17 protein-coding genes are annotated in these 18872 nt (G+C 66.3%); 2 read left to right on the top strand and 15 right to left on the bottom strand.

Annotated elements, in window-relative coordinates:
- Positions 1–178: 178 nt before the first annotated feature.
- The 5 genes from GOAMR_RS17855 to GOAMR_RS17835 are packed head-to-tail and all read right to left on the bottom strand — an operon-like array spanning position 179 to position 4184.
- Positions 179–1561 carry a cytochrome P450 gene (locus tag GOAMR_RS17855; RefSeq protein ID WP_005191108.1) on the bottom strand — a complete coding sequence of 461 codons (1383 nt, stop codon included), beginning with the start codon at positions 1559–1561 and terminating at the stop codon, positions 179–181.
- Between the two features lie 27 nt (positions 1562–1588).
- A complete protein-coding gene (locus tag GOAMR_RS17850) occupies positions 1589–1786 on the bottom strand; it encodes a ferredoxin (protein ID WP_040515753.1) in 198 nt (65 codons plus the stop codon).
- Between the two features lie 13 nt (positions 1787–1799).
- Positions 1800–2660 (bottom strand): mycofactocin-coupled SDR family oxidoreductase, encoded by an 861-nt coding sequence (locus tag GOAMR_RS17845; RefSeq protein ID WP_005191102.1) that lies wholly within the window; start codon positions 2658–2660, stop codon positions 1800–1802.
- 13 nt (positions 2661–2673) lie between these two features.
- Entirely contained in the window at positions 2674–3381 is a 708-nt protein-coding gene (locus GOAMR_RS17840; RefSeq protein WP_005191099.1) for an SDR family NAD(P)-dependent oxidoreductase, read from the bottom strand.
- On the bottom strand, positions 3378–4184 hold the full coding sequence (locus tag GOAMR_RS17835; RefSeq protein ID WP_005191095.1) for a TauD/TfdA dioxygenase family protein: 807 nt from the start codon (positions 4182–4184) through the stop codon (positions 3378–3380). Before GOAMR_RS17835 ends, GOAMR_RS17840 begins: the two co-directional genes overlap by 4 nt.
- Positions 4185–4386: 202 nt before the next feature.
- Here GOAMR_RS17835 and GOAMR_RS17830 point away from each other — a divergent pair, with 202 nt between their 5' ends.
- Both GOAMR_RS17830 and GOAMR_RS17825 read left to right on the top strand, forming a co-directional pair.
- Complete coding sequence (locus GOAMR_RS17830; protein WP_005191092.1) at positions 4387–5892, top strand: aldehyde dehydrogenase family protein; 1506 nt, start codon at positions 4387–4389, stop codon at positions 5890–5892.
- Positions 5893–5901: 9 nt separating this feature from the next.
- On the top strand, positions 5902–7107 hold the full coding sequence (locus GOAMR_RS17825; protein ID WP_005191090.1) for a CaiB/BaiF CoA transferase family protein: 1206 nt from the start codon (positions 5902–5904) through the stop codon (positions 7105–7107).
- Positions 7108–7350: 243 nt separating this feature from the next.
- On the opposite strand, the gene GOAMR_RS17820 is transcribed toward GOAMR_RS17825, so the two are convergent.
- The 10 genes from GOAMR_RS17820 to GOAMR_RS17775 form a co-directional block, all read right to left on the bottom strand.
- Positions 7351–8532, bottom strand: a complete 1182-nt coding sequence (locus tag GOAMR_RS17820) for an amidohydrolase family protein (protein ID WP_005191087.1) — start codon at positions 8530–8532, stop codon at positions 7351–7353.
- Positions 8533–8567: 35 nt separating this feature from the next.
- The gene (locus GOAMR_RS17815) at positions 8568–10106 is read right to left on the bottom strand and encodes an AMP-binding protein (protein ID WP_005191084.1); all 1539 of its coding nucleotides are present in this window, start codon (positions 10104–10106) and stop codon (positions 8568–8570) included.
- Between the two features lie 116 nt (positions 10107–10222).
- Positions 10223–10822, bottom strand: a complete 600-nt coding sequence (locus GOAMR_RS17810) for a TetR/AcrR family transcriptional regulator (protein ID WP_005191081.1) — start codon at positions 10820–10822, stop codon at positions 10223–10225.
- 79 nt (positions 10823–10901) lie between these two features.
- A complete protein-coding gene (locus GOAMR_RS25660) occupies positions 10902–11762 on the bottom strand; it encodes an Rv1363c family protein (protein WP_005191080.1) in 861 nt (286 codons plus the stop codon).
- Positions 11763–11787: 25 nt separating this feature from the next.
- Entirely contained in the window at positions 11788–13155 is a 1368-nt protein-coding gene (locus tag GOAMR_RS17800; RefSeq protein ID WP_005191077.1) for an MlaD family protein, read from the bottom strand.
- Positions 13152–14369: an MlaD family protein gene (locus GOAMR_RS17795; RefSeq protein ID WP_005191075.1), complete on the bottom strand. Its 1218-nt coding sequence runs from the start codon at positions 14367–14369 to the stop codon at positions 13152–13154. The genes GOAMR_RS17800 and GOAMR_RS17795 overlap by 4 nt, the downstream gene beginning before the upstream one ends.
- Before the next feature lie 26 nt (positions 14370–14395).
- Positions 14396–15481, bottom strand: a complete 1086-nt coding sequence (locus GOAMR_RS17790; protein WP_005191073.1) for an MCE family protein — start codon at positions 15479–15481, stop codon at positions 14396–14398.
- The gene (locus tag GOAMR_RS17785) at positions 15478–16518 is read right to left on the bottom strand and encodes an MCE family protein (RefSeq protein WP_005191072.1); all 1041 of its coding nucleotides are present in this window, start codon (positions 16516–16518) and stop codon (positions 15478–15480) included. Before GOAMR_RS17785 ends, GOAMR_RS17790 begins: the two co-directional genes overlap by 4 nt.
- Positions 16519–16523: 5 nt before the next feature.
- Positions 16524–17555 carry an MCE family protein gene (locus GOAMR_RS17780; protein WP_005191071.1) on the bottom strand — a complete coding sequence of 344 codons (1032 nt, stop codon included), beginning with the start codon at positions 17553–17555 and terminating at the stop codon, positions 16524–16526.
- The gene (locus GOAMR_RS17775) at positions 17552–18871 is read right to left on the bottom strand and encodes an MlaD family protein (RefSeq protein WP_005191070.1); all 1320 of its coding nucleotides are present in this window, start codon (positions 18869–18871) and stop codon (positions 17552–17554) included. The genes GOAMR_RS17780 and GOAMR_RS17775 overlap by 4 nt, the downstream gene beginning before the upstream one ends.
- Position 18872: the final 1 nt, after the last annotated feature.

Below are 18872 nucleotides of genomic sequence, written 5' to 3'. Positions count from 1 at the left end.
GGAATGTCCTTCGGGTAGTACGGGTTGACGCAAACTCCTCGCTGGTTGCGGTGCGAGCTTGCGAGCCTCGAAACCTGGTGAGCCGACGTTGTCGTCTTGCGGGGTTTCGAGGCTCGTCGCTTGCGCTCCTCACACCTCAACCAGCGGATTGGGCACCTCAACCAGCAAGGGGGCGGGGCTATTCGGTGGCTGCCTCGCGCTTGCGGGCGATCGACAGCGGTTCGGCCAGACGCTCGTCCTCGACCATCTGCTGCAACTCGACGAGGGTGTCGGCGATCGACTTGTGCGTGCGCGGTCCGGGGGTGAAGGTCGCGGGCAGGTGCCGCATACCCTGGATCACGCCGATCGAGTCGTAGTGCACGGTGCCCGCCGGGTCGCACACGAAGTCCGGCATCCGGTCGAACACCGCGATCAGCATCCGCTTGAACACCGTGCGTGCCACATTCGAGCCGATGCAACGGTGCACCCCGAGGCCGAAGCTGAAGTGCCGATTGCCCTTCCGGTCCATGTCGATGGTGTTGGGTTCGGGGAACAGGCTCGGATCCCGGTTGGCCATCGCCCACGAGAGCCACAGGCGTTCGCCTTCATGGAACTCGGTGTCGGCGACTTCGCAGTCCTCGGAGATGGTGCGCCCGTCGCCCGCGGCGGGGGTGAAGTAGCGCAGGAACTCCTCGGTGGCGGCGTTCATCAGGGTGTCGCGTTCGGCGCTGAGCCGGGCCCGTTGGTCTGGGTTCTCCGAAAGCCATTCCAGCGCATGGGCTGTGAGCGCTGTGGTGGTGTCGAAGCCGCCGCCGATCACGAGGCTGAGGATGCCGAGGAGCTCCATGTCGTCGGGGGTGCCGCCGTCCATGGCTGCGTTGGCGACGGCGTTGATGAGTCCTGGGCGCGGATTGGCCCGGATCTCGAAGAGATTGGTGATCAGGTCGATGCCGAGCTGGCGGTGCAGTTCGGCCACGCGCGGGGCGTCCGGCGAGTCCGGTGGGGTGTACACGGCCGCATGCACCGGCTCGTTGTAGATGGTCCACTTCTCCACCGGGATGCCCAGCATCGCCAGGGTCAGCACCGCGGGAACGACGTTGGCGAGTTCGTCGACGAAGTCGATGCGGCCCGATTCGATCTTCTCGTCGATGCAGGCGTGCACGATCTTGTCGATGAACGGCACCCAGCGTTTGACCGCGGCCGGCGACAGGTACGGGTTCAGGATCGACCGGAAGAAGCTGTGCTCGGGCTCGTCCATCTCCAGGATGCCGCCGCGCACACCGGTGGCGCGTTCGGCGGTGGGGACGTTGATCCCCTTGTAGCCCTTGCGTTCTCCACGCACATCATGGTCGTTGGACACGTACGGGCAGCGGGCCAGCTCGAACACGGCGTCGCTGCTCGCGGCCACCCAGTGCCCGTCGTAGGTGTCGCTCCAGGCGACCGGGCATTTCTCCTGCATCTCCGCGGTGGTGTCCAGGAACTTCTCGCGGTAGCCGGGGGCGTGCCGGTCGAAGGAATACCGGTTCTTCTTCCGCGCGTCGTCGGCCGAAATATCCGACGACGCTGTGGTTTCGGTGGTCATGGTGGTGGTCTCCTCATTCTTCCCCCCTCATTTCTCAATGATGGAAATCGCCTGTTCCGGGCACGACCGAACGGCCTCGCGGACCTGCTCGGCGTACTCGGGGGGAACTTCGGCCGACACCGGTGTGGAGTGGCCGTCGATCTCGTCGAGCTCAAAACTGTTGGGCGCGACCATGGCGCAGATCGTGTGTCCCTGGCAGCGGGACCCGTCAACATTCACCTTCATCATGCGAGCGCTCCTAGACGCGGTAGTCGTACCACTTGAGATAGCCGCCGGCATCGACGCGCATCTGCATGCCGGTGACATAGCGCGATTCGTCGGAGGCCAGGAACAGCACCATGTCGCTGATATCGCCGGGCTCGACCCACGGGACCTTCATCGCCTGCTGGACGTAGAAGGCCGGGGTGGCGTCCTCGCGGGTGGGTGCTTCCAGATCGGGCCGGAACGAGCGGTACATCGGCTCGCTCTGCAGCATGTCGGTGTTGCAGTTGGTGGGGTGGATGACGTTGGCGCGGATGCCTTCCGGAGCGATATGCGTGGCCAGCTCGTGAATGTAGTTGGACAGCGTGCGCTTGGAGAACACATAGGCGACGCCGCCGAGATCCTTGCCCGGCTGATCGACCTTGCTGATGTCCATCATCGCCGCGAGCGAACCGGTGGCGATGATCGATGCACCTTCGGACAGGTGCGGCAACGACACCTGGACGGCGTTGATGGTGCCGACAAGGTTGGTGTCGATCACGTCGGACCAGGCCTGCCGCGGCGGATTGCCCTTCATACCGGCCACACCGGCCTGCGCCACCACCACATCGAGCTTGCCCAGCTCGTCGATGCCCCGCTCCACGGCGGCGCGCAACGCGCCGGCGTCCCGGACGTCGGCCTGGGCGGTGACCACCTTCCGGCCTTCCTTCTCGATCAGCCGGGCGGTCTCCTCCAGGTCCTCCGGGGTGGCCATCGGGTAGCCCATGGAGTCGATGTTCTTGCACAGATCGACGGCGATGATGTCGGCGCCTTCTTCGGCCAGCCGGACGGCGTGGCTGCGGCCCTGGCCGCGCGCGGCGCCGGTGACGAAAGCGACCTTGCCTTCTACTCGTCCCATTCGTGTTCCCTTTCTAGGTGTTCCGGCCGCCGTTGACACCGAGGATCTGGCCGGTGATGTAGCCGGCGTCCTCGGAGATGAGGAAGGCGCAGGCGGCGGCGATGTCCTGCGGGCGACCGACCCGGCGGACGGGGGTCCGTTTGATGTGGTCCTCGACGGTGCCGCCGAGATTCTTGTGATTCTCGGCGTTGCGCAGCATCGGGGTGTCGATGAATCCGGGCGGGACCGCGTTGACGGTGATTCCCTTGGGGCCCAACTCCAGTGCCAGCGCCTTGGTCAGGCCGTTGACCGCCGACTTGGCCGCGACGTAGTGCGCCATGTAGGGCTGGCCCGAGTGCGCGCTCGACGACGAGATGTTGACGATCCGGCCCCAGCCTGCTTCGCGCATGTCGGGCAGTACCGCCTGCACGGTGTGGTAGACGCCGTTGAGGTTGACGTCGATCACCTTGCGCCAGGTGTCGAAATCGATGTCGGAGAACTTGCTGAAACCGTCGAGGCCGGCGGCGTTGACCAGAATCGTGATGGGGCCCAACTGTTCCCGGATCGCCGCGAACGCGGCGGCGATCTGGTCGGGGCTGGTCACGTCGGCCGCCTTGGCCAGCGGATCGTCGGCGGGAGGATTCAGGTCGATGATGGCGACGTGGTAGCCCTCGCTGCGCAGGCGCTCGACGATGGCGGCCCCGATGCCGGAGCCGCCGCCCGTCACTACCGCGTTTTTCATCCCCAGGCCTCGTTGCCGGCGATGGTGGTGCGGTGCATGAGCCGTTCCGACGACGGGTCGTAAGGCAGTGCGCGGTGCAGCATTCCGGTGTTGTCCCAGATCACCACGTCGCCCTGCTGCCACTCGTGGGTGTAGGAGAAGCGTTCCTGGGTGGTCCAGGCGAGCAGTTCGTCGAGGATCTCGCGGCTCTCGGACTCGGGGACTCCGACGATGTGATCGGCGGTGGCGCCCAGGACCAGCGAGCGGCGGCCGTCCTTGCGGTCCCACACCAGCGCGGTCTCGTGCGTGGGCAACCTGCGCCAGGCGGCGAGCTGTTCCTCGGTGGGATCCGGATTCACCAGCCGCTGCGAGGCCTCGAAGCTGTGCACCACCCGCAGGCCCTCGTACCGTTTGCGGTCGTGCTCGGGCAGGTTGTCGTAGGCGGCGTAGGTGCTGGCGAATTCGGTTCCGCCACCCACCATCGCGGCGTGCTTGCAGGCGAGCATCGTCGCCTTGGCGGGGATGTCGTTGGTGGTGTCGTCGATGTGCCAGTGGAACGTGCCTTTGAGGTATTCGGCCGACGGCGACTTGGACGGATCGAGGGAGACCGTGAAGATCTCCTTGCCCGCGGGAGCCAATACCGGGCCCAGCTTCTTGCTGAAGGCGACCTGACCGGCCTCGTCGAGATCAAGTCCGCGGATCAGCAGCACGCCGCGCCATTTGAGCGCCTCCAGGCAGGCTGCGATGACAGCGTCGTCGTCGAGGCTGTCGATCCCGTGTACTTGCACGCCCATCGAAGGCGTGAGGGCTGTTGTTTCGATCACAAGAATCTCCCTTCCTATGAGTGAGAACCGTACTCTCGCAAGATGCGAGTCGGCAACCGGTTTCAGCCGATTCGGTTCGTTCGCCCTGCTCGAAATGTCCGAATTTGTCGATCTTGCGAGCCGCTGTTGCCGTCCGCTGCGGGCTGATACAGTGCGAAGCTATGGATGTGCCGTATGCCACAAGTGAGAATGATATTTCCGAATGGAGTCTGTGGTGAGCCAAGAGACCATCGAACGTGACGCCGGCAACCCGGCGGGTTCCGGCCTGCGCAAGCGGTTGCTGATCGGCGGTGAGCTGGTGGATGCGAGCAGCAGCTACGAGTCGATCAACCCGGCCACGGGTGCGGTGCTCGGGACAGCCCCCGACGCCGGCATCGATGAGGCCGAGCGGGCGATCGCGGCCGCGCGCGAGGCATTCGACAACAGCGGCTGGTCGACCGACGTCGAACTGCGCAAGCGGTGTCTGACGCAGCTGGCCGCGGTGTTGCGCGAACACGCCGACGACCTGCGTGAGTTGACCATCGCCGAGGTGGGCGCCACCCGGACCCTGACCTACGGCAATCAGCTCGACGCACCCATCGGGATCGTCGAATACTATACCGGGCTGCTCGACGGATACGCCTTCACCGAGGAACTGTCCAGCATCGAGGTGCGCGGCCAGGAGAACAAGCGCTGGGTGGAAAAAGAAGCGGCAGGAGTGGTCTCGGCCATCATCGCCTACAACTATCCCAACCAGCTCGCCCTGGCCAAGCTGGCCCCGGCGCTGGCCGCGGGCTGCACCGTCGTGCTCAAGGCGGCCCCCGACACCCCGCTGATCACCCTCGCGCTCGGCGAGCTGATCGCCGAGCACACCGACATCCCCGCGGGCGTCGTCAACATCATCGCCGGCCAGTCGGTGGAGGTGGGCAAGCTGCTCACCACCCACCCCGACGTCGACGTGGTCACCTTCACCGGTTCCACGCCGGTGGGCAAGCAGATCATGGCCGCCGCCAGCGAATCCCTCAAGCGGGTGTTCCTCGAACTCGGCGGCAAGTCGGCGCTGATCGTCCTCGACGATGCGGACCTGCAGCAGGCCGCGATGTTCGGCGCGTTCACCATCTGCACGCACGCCGGACAGGGCTGTGCCCTCACCACCCGGCTGCTGGTGCCGCGCGCCCTGCACGACCAGCTCGCCGAGATGGTCGCGGGCATGCTCGGCCACGTGGCCGTCGGTGATCCGGGTGACGCGAAAACCTATATGGGACCGCTGATCAGCGAGAAGCAGCGCGACAAGGTCGACGGCATGGTGCAGCGCGCCGTCGCCGACGGTGCCCGCCTCGTGTGCGGCGGCACCAAGATCGAGCCCGGATTCTTCTACAGCGCAACCCTGCTGGCGGATGTCGACCCCGACAGCGAGATCGCGCAGGAGGAGGTGTTCGGGCCGGTGCTGGTGATGATTCCCTACGACGACGATGACGACGCCGTACGCATCGCCAACAACTCGAAGTACGGTCTGTCCGGCGGCGTGCTGTCGGCCGACGACGACCGCGCGCACGGCATCGGAAAACGCATCCGCACAGGAACGTTCAGCATCAACGGCGGCAACTACTTCACCCCCGACGTGCCGTTCGGTGGCTACAAGCAATCCGGTATCGGCCGCGAGATGGGGGTTGCGGGGCTTGAGGAGTTCCTGGAGCTCAAGGCGTACGCCGCGACGGTGAAAGGGTAGGGCGCGATCATGAAGCCTCTTGCAGGGTTCCGGATTCTCGAGGTCGCGATGTATGGGTTCGTCCCGTCGGCGGGCGCGGTGCTGGCTGAATGGGGCGCCGAGGTCATCAAGGTGGAGCACGCCGTCACCGGTGACCCGCAGCGCGGGCTGCGTCAGACCGGCACGTTCAAGGTCGAGGGCGATCCCAATCCAAATGTGGAACACGCCAATCGGGGCAAGCGCAGCATCGGCCTGGACATGTCCAAGCCGGAGGGCCGGGAGGTGCTGTACGCCCTGGTCAAGACCGCCGACGTGTTCCTCACCAGTTTCCTGCCTGGACCGCGCGGCAAGTTCGGGATCGATGTCGATGACATCAAGGCGATCAAACCCGACATCGTGTACGCGCGCGGCAGTGCGCTCGGCCCGCGTGGCGTCGAATCCGATCGCGGCGGGTACGACATGACCGCGTTCTGGTCGCGGGGCGGGATCGCGGCGTCGATGACGCCCCCGGATTCGCCCGGCATCGTCGCGCCTCCGGGCCCGGCGTTCGGTGACACCATTTCCGGCACCAACCTGGCCGGGGGCATCGCCGCCGCGCTGGTACGACGCGAACGCACCGGTGAGGGGTCGGTCGTGGACGTGTCGTTGCTGGGCAGTGGGTTGTGGTCGATGGGTCACCAGATCGGTCTGTCGCTGCACTGTGACAAACCATTGGTGGCTCCGAAGCCGGGCGAGCATGCGGCCGTGCGCAATCCGCTGTCGGGGCTGTACAAGACGTCCGACGACCGGTTCCTGTCGCTGGTGATGCTGCAGCCGGGCAAGTTCTGGCGGGACGTGTGTGAACACATCGAGCGGCCCGACCTGGCCGACGATCCGCGGTTCGCCGACAACGCGTCGATCATGGAGAACACCGCGGAGGCGGTGGAGATCCTGCGGGAGGTGATCGGTTCGCGGACGCTGGCCGAGTGGACCAAACGGTTCGCGACGCTGTCGGGTCCGTGGGCGCCGGTGCAGGACTCGCTGCAGGTCGGTGCCGATGATCAGGTGCGCGCCAACGACTACATCATCGAGGTCGGGGACATCGAATTGGTGTCCAGCCCGGTGCAATTCGACGTCACCAAGAACGAGGCGGCCGCCGCGCCCGGGTTCGCCGAACACACCGACGCGATCCTGGAGGAGCTGGGTTTCGACTGGGACCGCATCGTCGAGTTCAAGGTCGCCGGCGCTGTGACGTAGACATTCTCCACGAAAGGCTATGTCCGCAACCATGTTCTGTGGTTGCGGACATCGTCGTCTTACGGGGTTTCGAGGCTCGTCGCTTGCGCTCCTCGCACCTCAACCGGCGAGGAAGTGGTTCGGTCGGTGGTGTTTCGTCGTTGGTTGAGGTGCGAAGAGCCGCTAGGCGATGAGCCTCGAAACCCGGTGAGATGACAATGTCCGCAACCACTTTCGTGGTTACGGACATCGTCGTGAAACAGGTCAGAGGTTGAGGAGACGGGCGAGGTTGCCGCCCATGATCTTTGCCTGATCCTCCTCGGAGAGATGGCCGAGCATGTCGGCGAAATGGGTCGGCTGGGCCAGGCCCTCGGGATGCGGGTAGTCCGAGCCGAACAGCACGCGGTCGACACCGATCAGGTCGATGAGGTCGGTGACACCCTCCTCGTAGAAGGGGCTGACCGAGATGCAGCGGCGGATCGCCTCGAGCGGATCGTTCATGCCGAAGCCCTCGGGGGCCTTCTTGTAGGTGTCGGCGAGCATCTCCATCAGCGGCTTGAGCCAGCTCGCACCGCTCTCGATGACGGCGATCTTGAGGTCGGGGTGGCGGAACAGCGCACCGTGGCACACCCACGAGGACACCGTGTCCTGCACCGGACGCCACTCGTTGACCATGCGGAAGGCGTTGGTCTGGAACGGCAGCATCTCACCGTCCGAACCTTCCCACTCCGAATCGAAGCGGGCGTAACCGCTGTCGGAGGAGTGCTGAGAGACGAGGATGTCGAGTTCGGTGACCCGCTTCCAGAACGGATCGAACTCGGGCAGCGCGAACGAACGCGGACCGCGGAAACCGGGCACCGGCGCGGGGCGCACCAGGATCGACTTGGCGCCGCGCTCGACGCACCATTCGAGCTCTTCGAGAGCCTTGTCGAGGATCGGCAGGCTGATCACCGGGACGGTGAAGATGCGGTCCTCGTAGTTGAATCCCCAGGTCTCGTACAGCCATTCGTTCAGGGCGTGGATGACCGCGTGAATCGTCTCCGGCTCGTCGCGCATGCGCTCCTCGACGAGGCTGGCCAGGGTGGGGAACATCAGCGAACGGTCGACGCCGAGTTCATCCATCAGCTCCAGTCGGGCCTTGGGCTCGCGGAATGCCGGGATGGCCTTCATCGACTCGCCGAAGATCTCCCGCTTGGACTTGCCTTCGGGGTTGCCGTTCTTGAAGTAGTCCTCCATCGACCCCGGCCGGGCGACGACGTCGAAGGTGGGGTTGGGGATGTAGTCGCTGATCTGGCCGCGGACGGCGATCTTGGTCCGGCCGTTGACCTGAACGTACTGGATCGCGTTCTTGTAGCGATCGGGGAGGAACTTGGTCAGCGCCTCCGGTGTCTCGTACAGGTGGTTATCCGCATCGAACAGCGGGTACGGCAGCTCCTTGACGGGCATGAAACTCTCCTTTGCTCTCTACGAGAATCATATTCTCATAAATGGGATGTCGCAATGTCCTTACGGACGATGAACTTCTGGACCTTGCCGCTCGCGGTGCGCGGCAGTTCGTCGACGCGGCGCAGTTCTTCCGGCCACTTCTGCTTGGCCAGGCCCTTGCTGGCGAAGTGTTGCTGCACCTCATCGATGGTGGGCATATCGAAACCCGGCCGCAGGCGCAGGACGGCGGCCACATGCTCGCCGAGGCGGGCGTCGGGGGCGGCCACCGCCGCCGCCTCGGCCACCGCCGGCATGGTCAGTAGCGTTTCCTCGACTTCGAGGGCGCTGATGTTCTCGCCGCCGCGGATGATGATGTCGGACTTGCGGTCGGTGATGGTGAGGTAGCCGTCCTCGTCGAGGACGCCGATGTCACCGGTGTGGTACCAGCCGTCGGCGTCGAAGGCGCGGGCGGTGAGTTCGGGGTCGGTGTAGCCGACGCACAGATCCGGTCCGCGGGACAGGATCTCGCCGTCCTCGCCGAACATGATCTCGACACCGGCGAGCGGGCGGCCGTCGGTGTAGGCGCGCTTGTCCAGCGGTTCACTCGGGTGACAGCCGGTGATCGACGGGTGTTCGGTGCTGCCGTACGAGCGGAACACCGTGATGCCCAGGTTTGTGAGTCTGCGGGTGATCGCGGCCGGCACCGACGATCCGCCGAGGCCCGCGTACTTCATGTGCGGCAGATGTTCGGGGGTGAAGTCGGGGTGATCGAGCAGACTGGTGACGTAGTAGGTGGCACCGCCGCCGATGGTGAGGTCGTCGCTGAACATCAGCGCCAGGGCCTGGCCGGGGTCCCAGGTGTCGGCGAGGTTGATCGCGGTGGCGTCCATGACCGGGATGGTGAACGCGTTGATCATGCCGATGAAGTGTCCGACCGGCGCCGCCGTGAGCTGCAGACCGCGGTCCTCGGGATACATCGCGGCCAGCTGCCGGGTCTCGTGCCCGAGCGAATAGTGGCTGTGCAAAACACCTTTGGGGTTGCTGGTGGTGCCCGAGGTGAACGCGATGAGGGTGACCGAGGCCGGGTCGACCCGGGCGACGCCGGGCAGTGGCTCGTCGTCGAGCAGGTCGGTGAAGGTGCGGTCGATGATGCCGGTGATGGGGACGTCGGCGGCGATCGCCGGATCGTAGGTGAGGCTGCCGAACGACTCCGGGAAGATGAACACTTTCGGCTCGACCTCGCCGAGGATGAATGACACCTCCTTGGGGCCGTAGAAGTGGACGATAGGCACCACGGTGGCACCCAGGAACGCCGACGCCCAGAACGTCGCCGCGGCCTCCATCCAGTTGGGCAACTGGAAGGCGATCACGTCTCCGGGCCGCACGCCGCGCTTGGCCAGGCCGGACGCGAGCCTGCGTGCCACGTTCTCGACGTCGGCGAAGGTGCCCCGCCAGGGACGCAGGCGCGAGTGGACGTTGAACTCGGTGTCGGGGGCGGCGGACAGGCCCTTGCTCAGGAGGTCTCCGATGGTTTCATCGGTCCACCACCCGTTGGCCAGGTATTTCTCGGTGAGGTCGGCGGGAATCGGTCGCATGTGGACATCTCCTCAGGGCTGCTGAGTCGGCAGTGACGGACGTTCTCATCTATGAGAATGCCAATCTCGCAGACAGAGAGCAACCTGTTCGGGAGATGTGGGGTGGCGGGGTTTCGTCAGGAGGCGGGCCGGAGGCTGCGCAGGGTGCGGGCGACGTAGTCGTCGAGCATGGCTCCGCGGCCCGGGCCCTCACCGATGGTGACGAGCAGTGCGTACAGGCCCAGTAGGAAGAAGATCGCGGAGTTCATCGAGTCGAGGTCCGGGTCGACCCCGCCGCCGGCAATGGCGTCATCGAACAGCGCCACCAGCGACAGGACCAGCGGGTGGTCGAGACCCTCCTCGGCGATGGGCCGGGTGGTGGAGAAATGCGACGCCAGGAAGTCCCGGAACAGGGGGCGCCCCAGCGTGGACTCGAGCTCGGCGAGCAGGTCGACGGCCTTGTGCAGGGCCGCGCCCAGACCGGGCGAGGTGGCCAGGAACTCGTCCATCCTGTCGGCCATCAGCCGTTCCTCGCGGGCCTCGAGTTCGAGCAGCACATGCTCCTTGGTGGGGAAGTGGAAGAAGAAGGTGGAATGGGCGACACCCGCCTCGGAGACGATGGTGGCGATGTCGGCATCGGCCATGCCCACCCGGCCGAACTCGGCGGTCGCCGCGGTCAGCAGTTTCTCGCGTGTCTGCAGCCGCTTGGCTTCCCTCGTCAGCCGCTCTTCCGCCACAACCCACCTCTGCTTGCCGGCGCTCAGTACCGACCTATTCAAACTCAGTGGCAAGGCTGCGCGCAGACGTTAGCGGGACTCAGGGCAGTTCGACCTTCTCCGCGAGCCAGCGGCCGTCGTGTTTGGTCATCGTGACGCGGATGCGGCTGCGGTCGATGCGGGGCTGGGTGTTGGAGACGTTCTGGACGGTCTGGTCGACGAACATCACGACCACCACCTTGTCGGTGGACGCCGACACCACGCCCGAGGCGAGGACGGTGCCCTTGGCCTGGGCCTTGTTGTCGATGAGGAGTTGCCGCAGCTGATCGCTGGACTTGGCGTACATCTGGTGGAACTCGCCCGCCGAACCGGCCAGCACCGCGTTGAAGTCCTTGTCGAGGGAGTTGGCGCTGACGCTGGTGAGGGTGGTGGTGAACTGGCGTGCGGCCACGACCGCTGCGTCGGCGGCCTTGTCGGTGTTCTCCGCTGAACGCCACTGGGTGCCGAACCACGCGGTGCCCGCGACGCCGGCGACGGCCAGGAGAGCCAGGACGATCACGCCGATCCGGCGGGACCGCGCGCTGCCCAGCGTGGTGCGCAGCCGGGACAGAACGGACGGGCCGGACTTCTTCTCGGCCTTCTCCGTTGCCGGCTTGGCGTCGTCCTCGTCGTTGGTCTTGGTCTTCGGGGTTTCGGTCTTCGGGGCCTTGGTCTTCGGGGACTTGTCCGTCGACGTCCCGGCGGACTCTGCGTCGTCGGCATCGGCCGGGTAGTGGTCGTCGTCCGCAGTGGCCCGGGAGTCGGCGGCGCTGTCCTCGGCGACGGATTCCGCTGCCGCCGATTCTTCTGCCCCGGACTCTGTTGTGCCGGATTCGTCAGCACTGGTGACGGTGTCGGCGTCGGCCTCGTCGACCGGGTGGTCGGCCTTCTCGTCAGTGCGGTCGGACAGTGTGCGTGTCATGGTGTGTCTCCTGTGTCCGGTTGGGCTAGTTGGGCTTCTTGCCGGTGGGCTTGCCGAGAGTGGGGTTGTCGATGGTCGGTTCGGCCTTGGGGAGCGGCCAGGGCTGGTTGGGCAGCACCGGACCCGCGTACGGGAGAGGGATGCTCAGCGGGCCGGTGGGCGTGGGGTTGGCGCGGGCTCGCGGGTCGGCGCCGTCGGGGATGGTGTTGGTGTCGTCGCCGGGTGGCCGCGGAGCGTTGCGGGCACCCCGGATCAGCACACTCGGATCGTTGTTGGGGCAGTACGTATACAGGTACGGCTCCGGGAAACTCGGCTCCGACGAGGCGAACCGCGGCAACTGCAGGTAGTCGCACGCCGCGCGCGGGTACACGTTGAGCGCACCCCAGATGCCGCCGTCGTGCATCGTGTACGTGAGCGCCTTGAGAACCGATCCGCGGCCGCTGGCCGGGAAGAAGAAGTCGTTGAGGGCCGGCAACCGCTGATAGACCAGCTGTGTCACGGTGGTCAGATTGCCCAGCAACTGCACCATCGTCGGCGAGTTGTCGGCGATGACGGCGTCGATCGAGGACAGCAGCGGCGGGGTCTGCTTCAGTAAGGTCTTGTAGCCGTTCGCTTTCCGGGACACACCGGTGAACAGGGTGTCGAGGTCGCGGGAGGTCTCACGGATTGCCCCGCCGCCCTCACCCAGGGTGGTGAGCACCACCCGGCTCGAGCGGATCAGCGAGGTGGTCTGCGGCAGCACCGAATCCAGGGTGGAGATCAGGAACGTACCGCCGTCGATGATGTCGCGCAGCTTCTCCGGGCCCGCCTTGCTGACGCCGAGTTCGTCGCGGATCGTCTCCAGCTGCTCGGGTTTGATCTGCGCGAGCATGCCGTCCATGTCCTCGAGCAGGGTGGCCAGCGGGGTGGGTGTGCTGCCGGGTTCGCGGACGCTGATCTCGGCGCCGTCGGTCAGGTATGGCCCGCTCGTTCCGGTGGGCCGGAAGTCGACGTATTGTTCACCGGCGAACGATAGTCCGGCCACCCGTACCGCGGAATCGCGCGGGATACGCGCGTCGGCCTCGATCTTCAGCACCGCCTCCACGCCGTCGCCGGTGAGGTGGACCGCCGACACCGAACCGACCTTCACGCCGCGCACCGTCACCTCGCGTTCGGGGAGGAGACCGCCGGAATCCGCGAACCGGACGCGGACGGAGATGGTGTCGTCGGCATTCATCCCGAACACCGACACCGCGTGATAGGCGATGCCGAGCAGCAGGACCAGGACCAGCCCGAAGGCCGAGAGCCACAGCCGGTGCCTGACGGCCGCGCGGACAGTGGTGACGATTCCGCGGGCCGGCAGGTCGGCCGCCCGTGCGAGGGGGCCTGCCCGGAAGTCGGTGCGGGTGGTCATCGGGGTGCCGTCCTGCCCGGCGCGGTGGAGCGGGGTGGGGCAGTCGCCTTCGTGGTCGGCTGCGGCTTCTGGGTTCCCTGGGCCTTCTTCTGGGTCTTCTTCTGGGACCGGGGGGTCCGTGGATCGAGTACGTCGTCGCCGGGCCCGAACTTCATCTTCAGGCGCAGCAGCGAGTACATGATGGTGCCGGCGAAGTTGTCGATGTCGATCGTGCCGGGCACCCGGCTGCCCGGGTCGGCGGAGTGCCGGAAGTCGCCGAGCGCGCCGACCGACAGGTCCTCCAGGTCGGCGTCGACGTGGGCGCCGGTGGAGTTGATGATCTTGAGCACGGGCGGCAGCAGCTTGTTCATCTTGGCGAGCGAGGCCCGAGGATCGGTGGCGGCCTTGTTGAGTTCGTAGGAGATGCGGTTGATGCTCGCCGCGAGATGCTGGGTCTTGCCCGTGGCCACAGACGGGAACGTCGACAGCGTGGTGCTGATGGCGCCGACCTTGTCGACGAGGGCGAGGATGTCGTCGGTGTTGGCCGAGATCACGTCGATGGCCGGGCCTGCCGCGGCAAGGGATTCGGTGAGCGTGGACTGCCGCGCCGACAGCGTCTGCACCAGCCGGTCGGTCTGTGCGAGCGCGACGCGGATGTCGCCGGAGCGCTTGGACAGTTTGTCGATCAGCGAGGTGGACTGTGCCACCAGGTCGGCCAGCGCCGCCCCCTTGTCGCCCACCGCGTCGCCGAGACCGTTGAGCAGTTTGGTCAGGTCGCGCAGCACGCCCCCGTTGACGAGCATCGCCGACGACGCGAGGACCTGCTCGATGGTGGCCGCCGCCGACGTATCCGACAGCGGTATCTTGTCACCGTTCTGGATGGTCGCCGTCGTGGACGGATCCTTGGGCGGGGTCACGGCCACGAACACCTCACCGAGCGGGGTGGCGGTGCGCAGTTCGGCGCCGGTGCCCACCGGCAGGGTCACGTCGTCACGGATCCGCAGGGTGACCACGGCCGTGTAGTCGCGGACCGTCATCGACGACACCTCGCCGACGTCGGCGCCGGCCAGGCGCACCTTGGCGCGTTCGGGAAGGTTCAGAGCATTGGTGAATTCGGCTGTGACGCTGTAGAAGTCGCCACCACCATCGCCGCGCTGCGGCAGTGGCAGGTCTTCGAGGCCGACGCCGCACCCGGACAGCAGGGCGGCGGTCGTGGCCAGGGTTGTGGTGGTCACGGCGACTCTCCAGCGTGGACGGGTGGTCATTTCGCCAGCCCCTCAAGCATCGAACTCAGGCCGAAGTCGGGGCCGAAGTCCTTGGGAGTGCCTGTGGCGCAACCCCTGTCCTTCATCTGCAGCACGTTGCAGATCTCTTTCATCAGCGTGCCGTGGGTGAAGACGTGGTCGAGGACGCCGTGCACGCGGGCCGCGCCGCGCGGGATGTCGATGACGTTCCACACGTTGTCCATCAGCAGCGGCGTCACATTCAGGAACTCCTTCAACTGCCGCTGATAGTCGACGAGGGTTTTGGTGACCGTCTGCGCGCCGGTGACGGTCGTCGCCATGTCGTCGCGGCGGGTGGTGAGGAGCTTGGTGGCCTCGCCGAGGATCGAATTGATCTGTGCGCCGGTGGTTCCCCAGCCGATGCGCTGGTCGGCGAACAGGTCGCTGATCTGCTGCACCGACGATCCGAAGCTGCGGATCAACTTGTCGTTGTCGGCGGCGGCCTGGGTCAGGCTCGAGAGGTTCTTGACGGTCGCGGTGATGGCCTCGCCGGTACGGTCGCCGCCGTCGTCGCCGACGGCGAGGGCCTGCGACAGCTTGGTGAGCGCGGACCGGATGTCGGGGCCGTTCCCGTCGGTGATGGCCGCCGCCGTCGACAGCAGCTCCGATACCGGCCCGCCGCCCCTGCCGTCGCCCTGCAGGCTCTGTGCGAGGTCCTCGGTCATGGCCAGAGTGCGGTCGAGTTCGACGGGGACGCGGGTCTTGTCGATGGTCTGACCCGACCGCAGGCGCGGTCCGCCCTCGTAGACGGGGGTGAGTTCGATGTGCCGGTCGGTGAGCACCGACGTGGACACGGTGACGGCGGTGACGCCGGCGGGCACCGGGGTGTCGGCATCGAGTTCCATCCCGACCTCGACGTAGCTGCCGCGTGGGGTGATGGAGGTGACCTTGCCGATCGTCATACCCAGTACCGCAACGGCATTACCCTCGTAGAGGCCCGCCGTGCTGTCGAACTTGGCGACGACGTTCATGGTGTGGTCGGACTCGCGCCACGTCGTGACGGCACCGGCCACGAGTACGGCGACGGCGATCAGCGCGACAGCCACTTTGATGAGCGTTTTCACTGGCAGTCCTTGAAATACTTCGGCAGATTGACCAGCTCGGCCTTTTCTGAGACCGCGCACATCCACGAGTCGATGAACGGGCCCGCGACGGAGGAGAAGTCGACCTCGTTGCCGGTGCCGGTGGTATTGGTGAAGTTGCGCAACGGGACCGGGAGGATCTCCAGGGTGTTGCGCATCAGCGCGTCGTTGCGTTGCAGCGTGGTCAGCAGTCCGTTGAGGTTGGTGATGAGTGCCTGCAGGCCGGAATTGTCGTCGACGACGAGGGTCTTCAGTTTGCCCACCACCTCGGTGGTGGCGTTGAGCAGCCGCGTGATCGTGTACTGCCGTTGCAGCAGGGCCCGGAGGAGCGAGTCGCCGGAGGTGACCAGTTCGCCGAGGTTCTTCTGCTGATCGCGCACCACCGTGGTGAGTTGCTGTGTGCTGGTGAGCAACCCACCGATCTGGGAGCGACGATCGGCCAGGATCGTCGACAGGTTCTGCACATTGGTGAGGACCTGCGGGATGAGCGCGGGGGTGTCGTCGAGCTGGTGGGCGAGAGTGGTCATCGAGGTGGCGATGTCGTCGGCGTCGACCTTCTCGAAGGTGACCGTGGCGTCCTGCAGGACTTCCTGCAGCGTGTACGGAACCTCCGTGTGCGACAACCTGATCGTGGCATCTCTGAGCGAGCCCTTGCCCGCCGGTTTCAGGTCGATGTACCGGGAACCGAGAAGGGTGGTGAGCTTGATGGACGCCCGCGTCGCCGGTCCGAGGTCGACGTTGTCGTCGACCTGCATGTCGACGCGTACCAGCTTGCCGGCGAGCGCGGTCTTGGTGACCGTACCCACCTGCACGCCTGCCACATTGACCGCGTCGCCCTTGGAAATCCCCGCGGCCTGGGCGAATTCGGCATGTATCGGGCGTTTGCCGACGCCGCTCGAGGTGATCTGCAGGGCAACGAAGATGATCAGGGCCAGGATCAGCAGCGCGGTGGTGCCCACGAGAGCCTTGTTCCGTTCGGCCAGCGGGGTGCGCAGCCACATGTTCAGTCGTTGCAGCATGGCGCTCACCTGCAGATCGGGGATTGTTTGATGCTCCCGCCGGTGGCGGTCGCGACGATGGTGGGGATGACGGTGCTCAGCGCCGGGACGAAGGTGGCGTTGAGATTGCACAGGTAGGTCTCGATATACGCACCGCCCTGCGTCGCCCGCGCGAGGCCTTTGAGCAGCGGCGGCAGGTTGAAACCGAGATAGCCGAAAGCCTCCTTGTTGCCCAGGAAATGGCCTAGAAAACCGGGTTCGCGGTCGAGCATCGTGGTGAACTCCGGTAGCGCCTGCGAGGTGAGGACGGCCGCCCTGTCGACCACCTTGGTGGTGACGTCGATGTTCTTGAGGAACTGGTCCTGCTGCGACGACAGTCCGGTGAGCACGTCACGGGTGCTGCGCACCACCGTGTCGATCTCGCCGCGCTGTGTGGCGAACACCCCGACGATGTCGGACAGATTGGTGATGACACGGCCCAGCAGATCGTCGTCACCGGTGAGCGACTTGGCGAGTTCGGAAGTCTGCGCGATCAACTGAGCGATCGACCCGGAATCACCCTGCAGGGACCGGATCAGCGCGGTGGTGATGTTGTCGACCTGCTCGGGGTCGAGGACGCTGAACAGCGGCTCGAAACCGTTGAGCAGCGCCGAGATGTCGAACGACGGCTCGGTGCGGTCGAGTGGGATCTCGTCGCCCGGCAGCGGCCGGGGATCGGTCGTGTCGTCGCGCGAGAGTCCGAGGTAGCGCTGCCCGACGATGTTCTGATAGGTCACCGACGCCCGGGTGCGCGAGTCGACGGTCTGCTTCTTCTCCACCCGGAACCGGACCTTGGCCACCGCCCCGTCCAGGGACACCTTGTCGACGCGGCCGACGCGGATGCCGGCCATGCGCACGTCGTCGCCCGCCTTGAGTCCGGTGACGTCGGTGAATCGTGCCGTGTACGCGGTGGTGTCGCCGTCGACGCCGCGCCGCAGGGTCGTCACCACGGTGGAGGTCAGGGCGATCGAGACGATCAGGAACACGATCATCCCGATCAGCGGTCTGCGCACACTCATCGCGGTGTGCCCCCTTCGCTCACGGGGGAAACGGTGATGTCGGCGCCGCGGGTCACCGGGCCCAGCAGCAGGGTGGAGGTGACGGGGTTGCCGCCGACGAGGGTGCCGAGCTGCTGCTGTTCGGCCTGGCTGCCCACCGACCCGACATTGCCGCCCATATTCGCTACGGGCTTGTAACCCTTTGTCACAGCTGATTTCTTCCCCGAGTATCTGGGTGCGGTGACGACGGTGGGGGCCGTCTGGCAGCTGTCGCCCTCCATCGTCCCGTAGCGCGGGCAGTCGGCGCGCGTGTACAGGCGGTGCGGGGTGACCTGGAGCCGGAACTTGCCGCGCGCGTTCTGCTGGCCCTCGGGCCAGAACTCGGTGAACCACTTGTCGGAGATCTCGGCGATCGCCACCACGGTTCCGGTGAACGAATAGCCGCCGCGCGCAACGACGTCGGCGATGGGTGCGGCCTCGCGGGTGATCTGCTTGAGCTTCGCGGCGTTGTTGCGCATCGCGGTGTCGATGGTGCCGGTGGTGGTGATGCCGGCCGACAGCAACGTCCGCAACTGGCTGGACTCGGCCACCACCGTCTGCATCGGCGCCACCGACGAGTGCAGGGCATCGAGCAGGTCGGGCGCCGACTTGCGCAGTGCGGTCACCGATTCGGTGAGACCGTCGAGCAGCGACGGCCCGCCCGGTGTCATCACCGCGTTGATCTCACGGGTGATGCGGCGCAATTGCGCACCCGCCGCCACGATGTCGGTGCCGCGCCGGTCGGTGGCGGTGGTGACGGCGGCGAGCAGCCCGACGGTGGTGTCGCCGGGTTCGCGGGCCGAGGAGGCCACGATGTCGCGGATCTTCGACAGCGCCGTCTGGAACTGGACGGTGTCGTTGTCGCGGTTCTCGGTGATCACGTCGCCGCCGCGCAGGCCGCGCGAGGCGGAACCGCCTGTGTCGCCTAGTAATTGGACCGATGACACGGCGAACAGGTTGCTGGGAACCACGCGGGCGGTGACGGTGTTCGGGATACCTTTGGCCCGTTCGGGTTCGAGGGCGATCCTCACCACGGTGCGCTTGCCCCGGATTCCCGGGGTGACGGCACGGACCGATCCGACGATCACGCCGTGGTACTTCACATCGGAACTCTTCGGCAGGCCGTCGCCGACGTCGGACAACTCGGCGGTGACCGTGACCGAATCAGTCAGCGAGCCACGGGCTTTGAGGACCGTCGCGGCGAGGATCACGGCCACGACGGTGACGGCGACCAGCGCGCTCACCGCCAGTGTGCGCGTGCTGGTGCCTCTGGGGCCCTGTTCGTAGATCGCTGTCATG

This window comes from Gordonia amarae NBRC 15530, assembly GCF_000241345.1.
GTDB classification, from domain to species: domain Bacteria; phylum Actinomycetota; class Actinomycetes; order Mycobacteriales; family Mycobacteriaceae; genus Gordonia; species Gordonia amarae.
Note: the sequence above shows the minus strand (reverse complement) of the source record. Positions and strands in the feature narration are given on the sequence as shown.

Excerpts from the sequence above, each read along its gene's own strand:
- GOAMR_RS17775 (WP_005191070.1), bottom strand. The coding sequence starts at position 18,871 with ATGACAGCGATCTACGAACAGGGCCCCAGAGGCACCAGCACGCGCACA.
- GOAMR_RS17855 (WP_005191108.1), bottom strand. The coding sequence starts at position 1,561 with ATGACCACCGAAACCACAGCGTCGTCGGATATTTCGGCCGACGACGCG.
- GOAMR_RS25660 (WP_005191080.1), bottom strand. The coding sequence starts at position 11,762 with ATGACACGCACACTGTCCGACCGCACTGACGAGAAGGCCGACCACCCG.
- GOAMR_RS17815 (WP_005191084.1), bottom strand. The coding sequence starts at position 10,106 with ATGCGACCGATTCCCGCCGACCTCACCGAGAAATACCTGGCCAACGGG.
- GOAMR_RS17830 (WP_005191092.1), top strand. The coding sequence starts at position 4,387 with ATGGAGTCTGTGGTGAGCCAAGAGACCATCGAACGTGACGCCGGCAAC.
- GOAMR_RS17850 (WP_040515753.1), bottom strand. The coding sequence starts at position 1,786 with ATGAAGGTGAATGTTGACGGGTCCCGCTGCCAGGGACACACGATCTGC.
- GOAMR_RS17785 (WP_005191072.1), bottom strand. The coding sequence starts at position 16,518 with ATGCTGCAACGACTGAACATGTGGCTGCGCACCCCGCTGGCCGAACGG.
- GOAMR_RS17845 (WP_005191102.1), bottom strand. The coding sequence starts at position 2,660 with ATGGGACGAGTAGAAGGCAAGGTCGCTTTCGTCACCGGCGCCGCGCGC.
- GOAMR_RS17780 (WP_005191071.1), bottom strand. The coding sequence starts at position 17,555 with ATGAGTGTGCGCAGACCGCTGATCGGGATGATCGTGTTCCTGATCGTC.
- GOAMR_RS17825 (WP_005191090.1), top strand. The coding sequence starts at position 5,902 with ATGAAGCCTCTTGCAGGGTTCCGGATTCTCGAGGTCGCGATGTATGGG.
- GOAMR_RS17820 (WP_005191087.1), bottom strand. The coding sequence starts at position 8,532 with ATGCCCGTCAAGGAGCTGCCGTACCCGCTGTTCGATGCGGATAACCAC.
- GOAMR_RS17840 (WP_005191099.1), bottom strand. The coding sequence starts at position 3,381 with ATGAAAAACGCGGTAGTGACGGGCGGCGGCTCCGGCATCGGGGCCGCC.
- GOAMR_RS17800 (WP_005191077.1), bottom strand. The coding sequence starts at position 13,155 with ATGACCACCCGCACCGACTTCCGGGCAGGCCCCCTCGCACGGGCGGCC.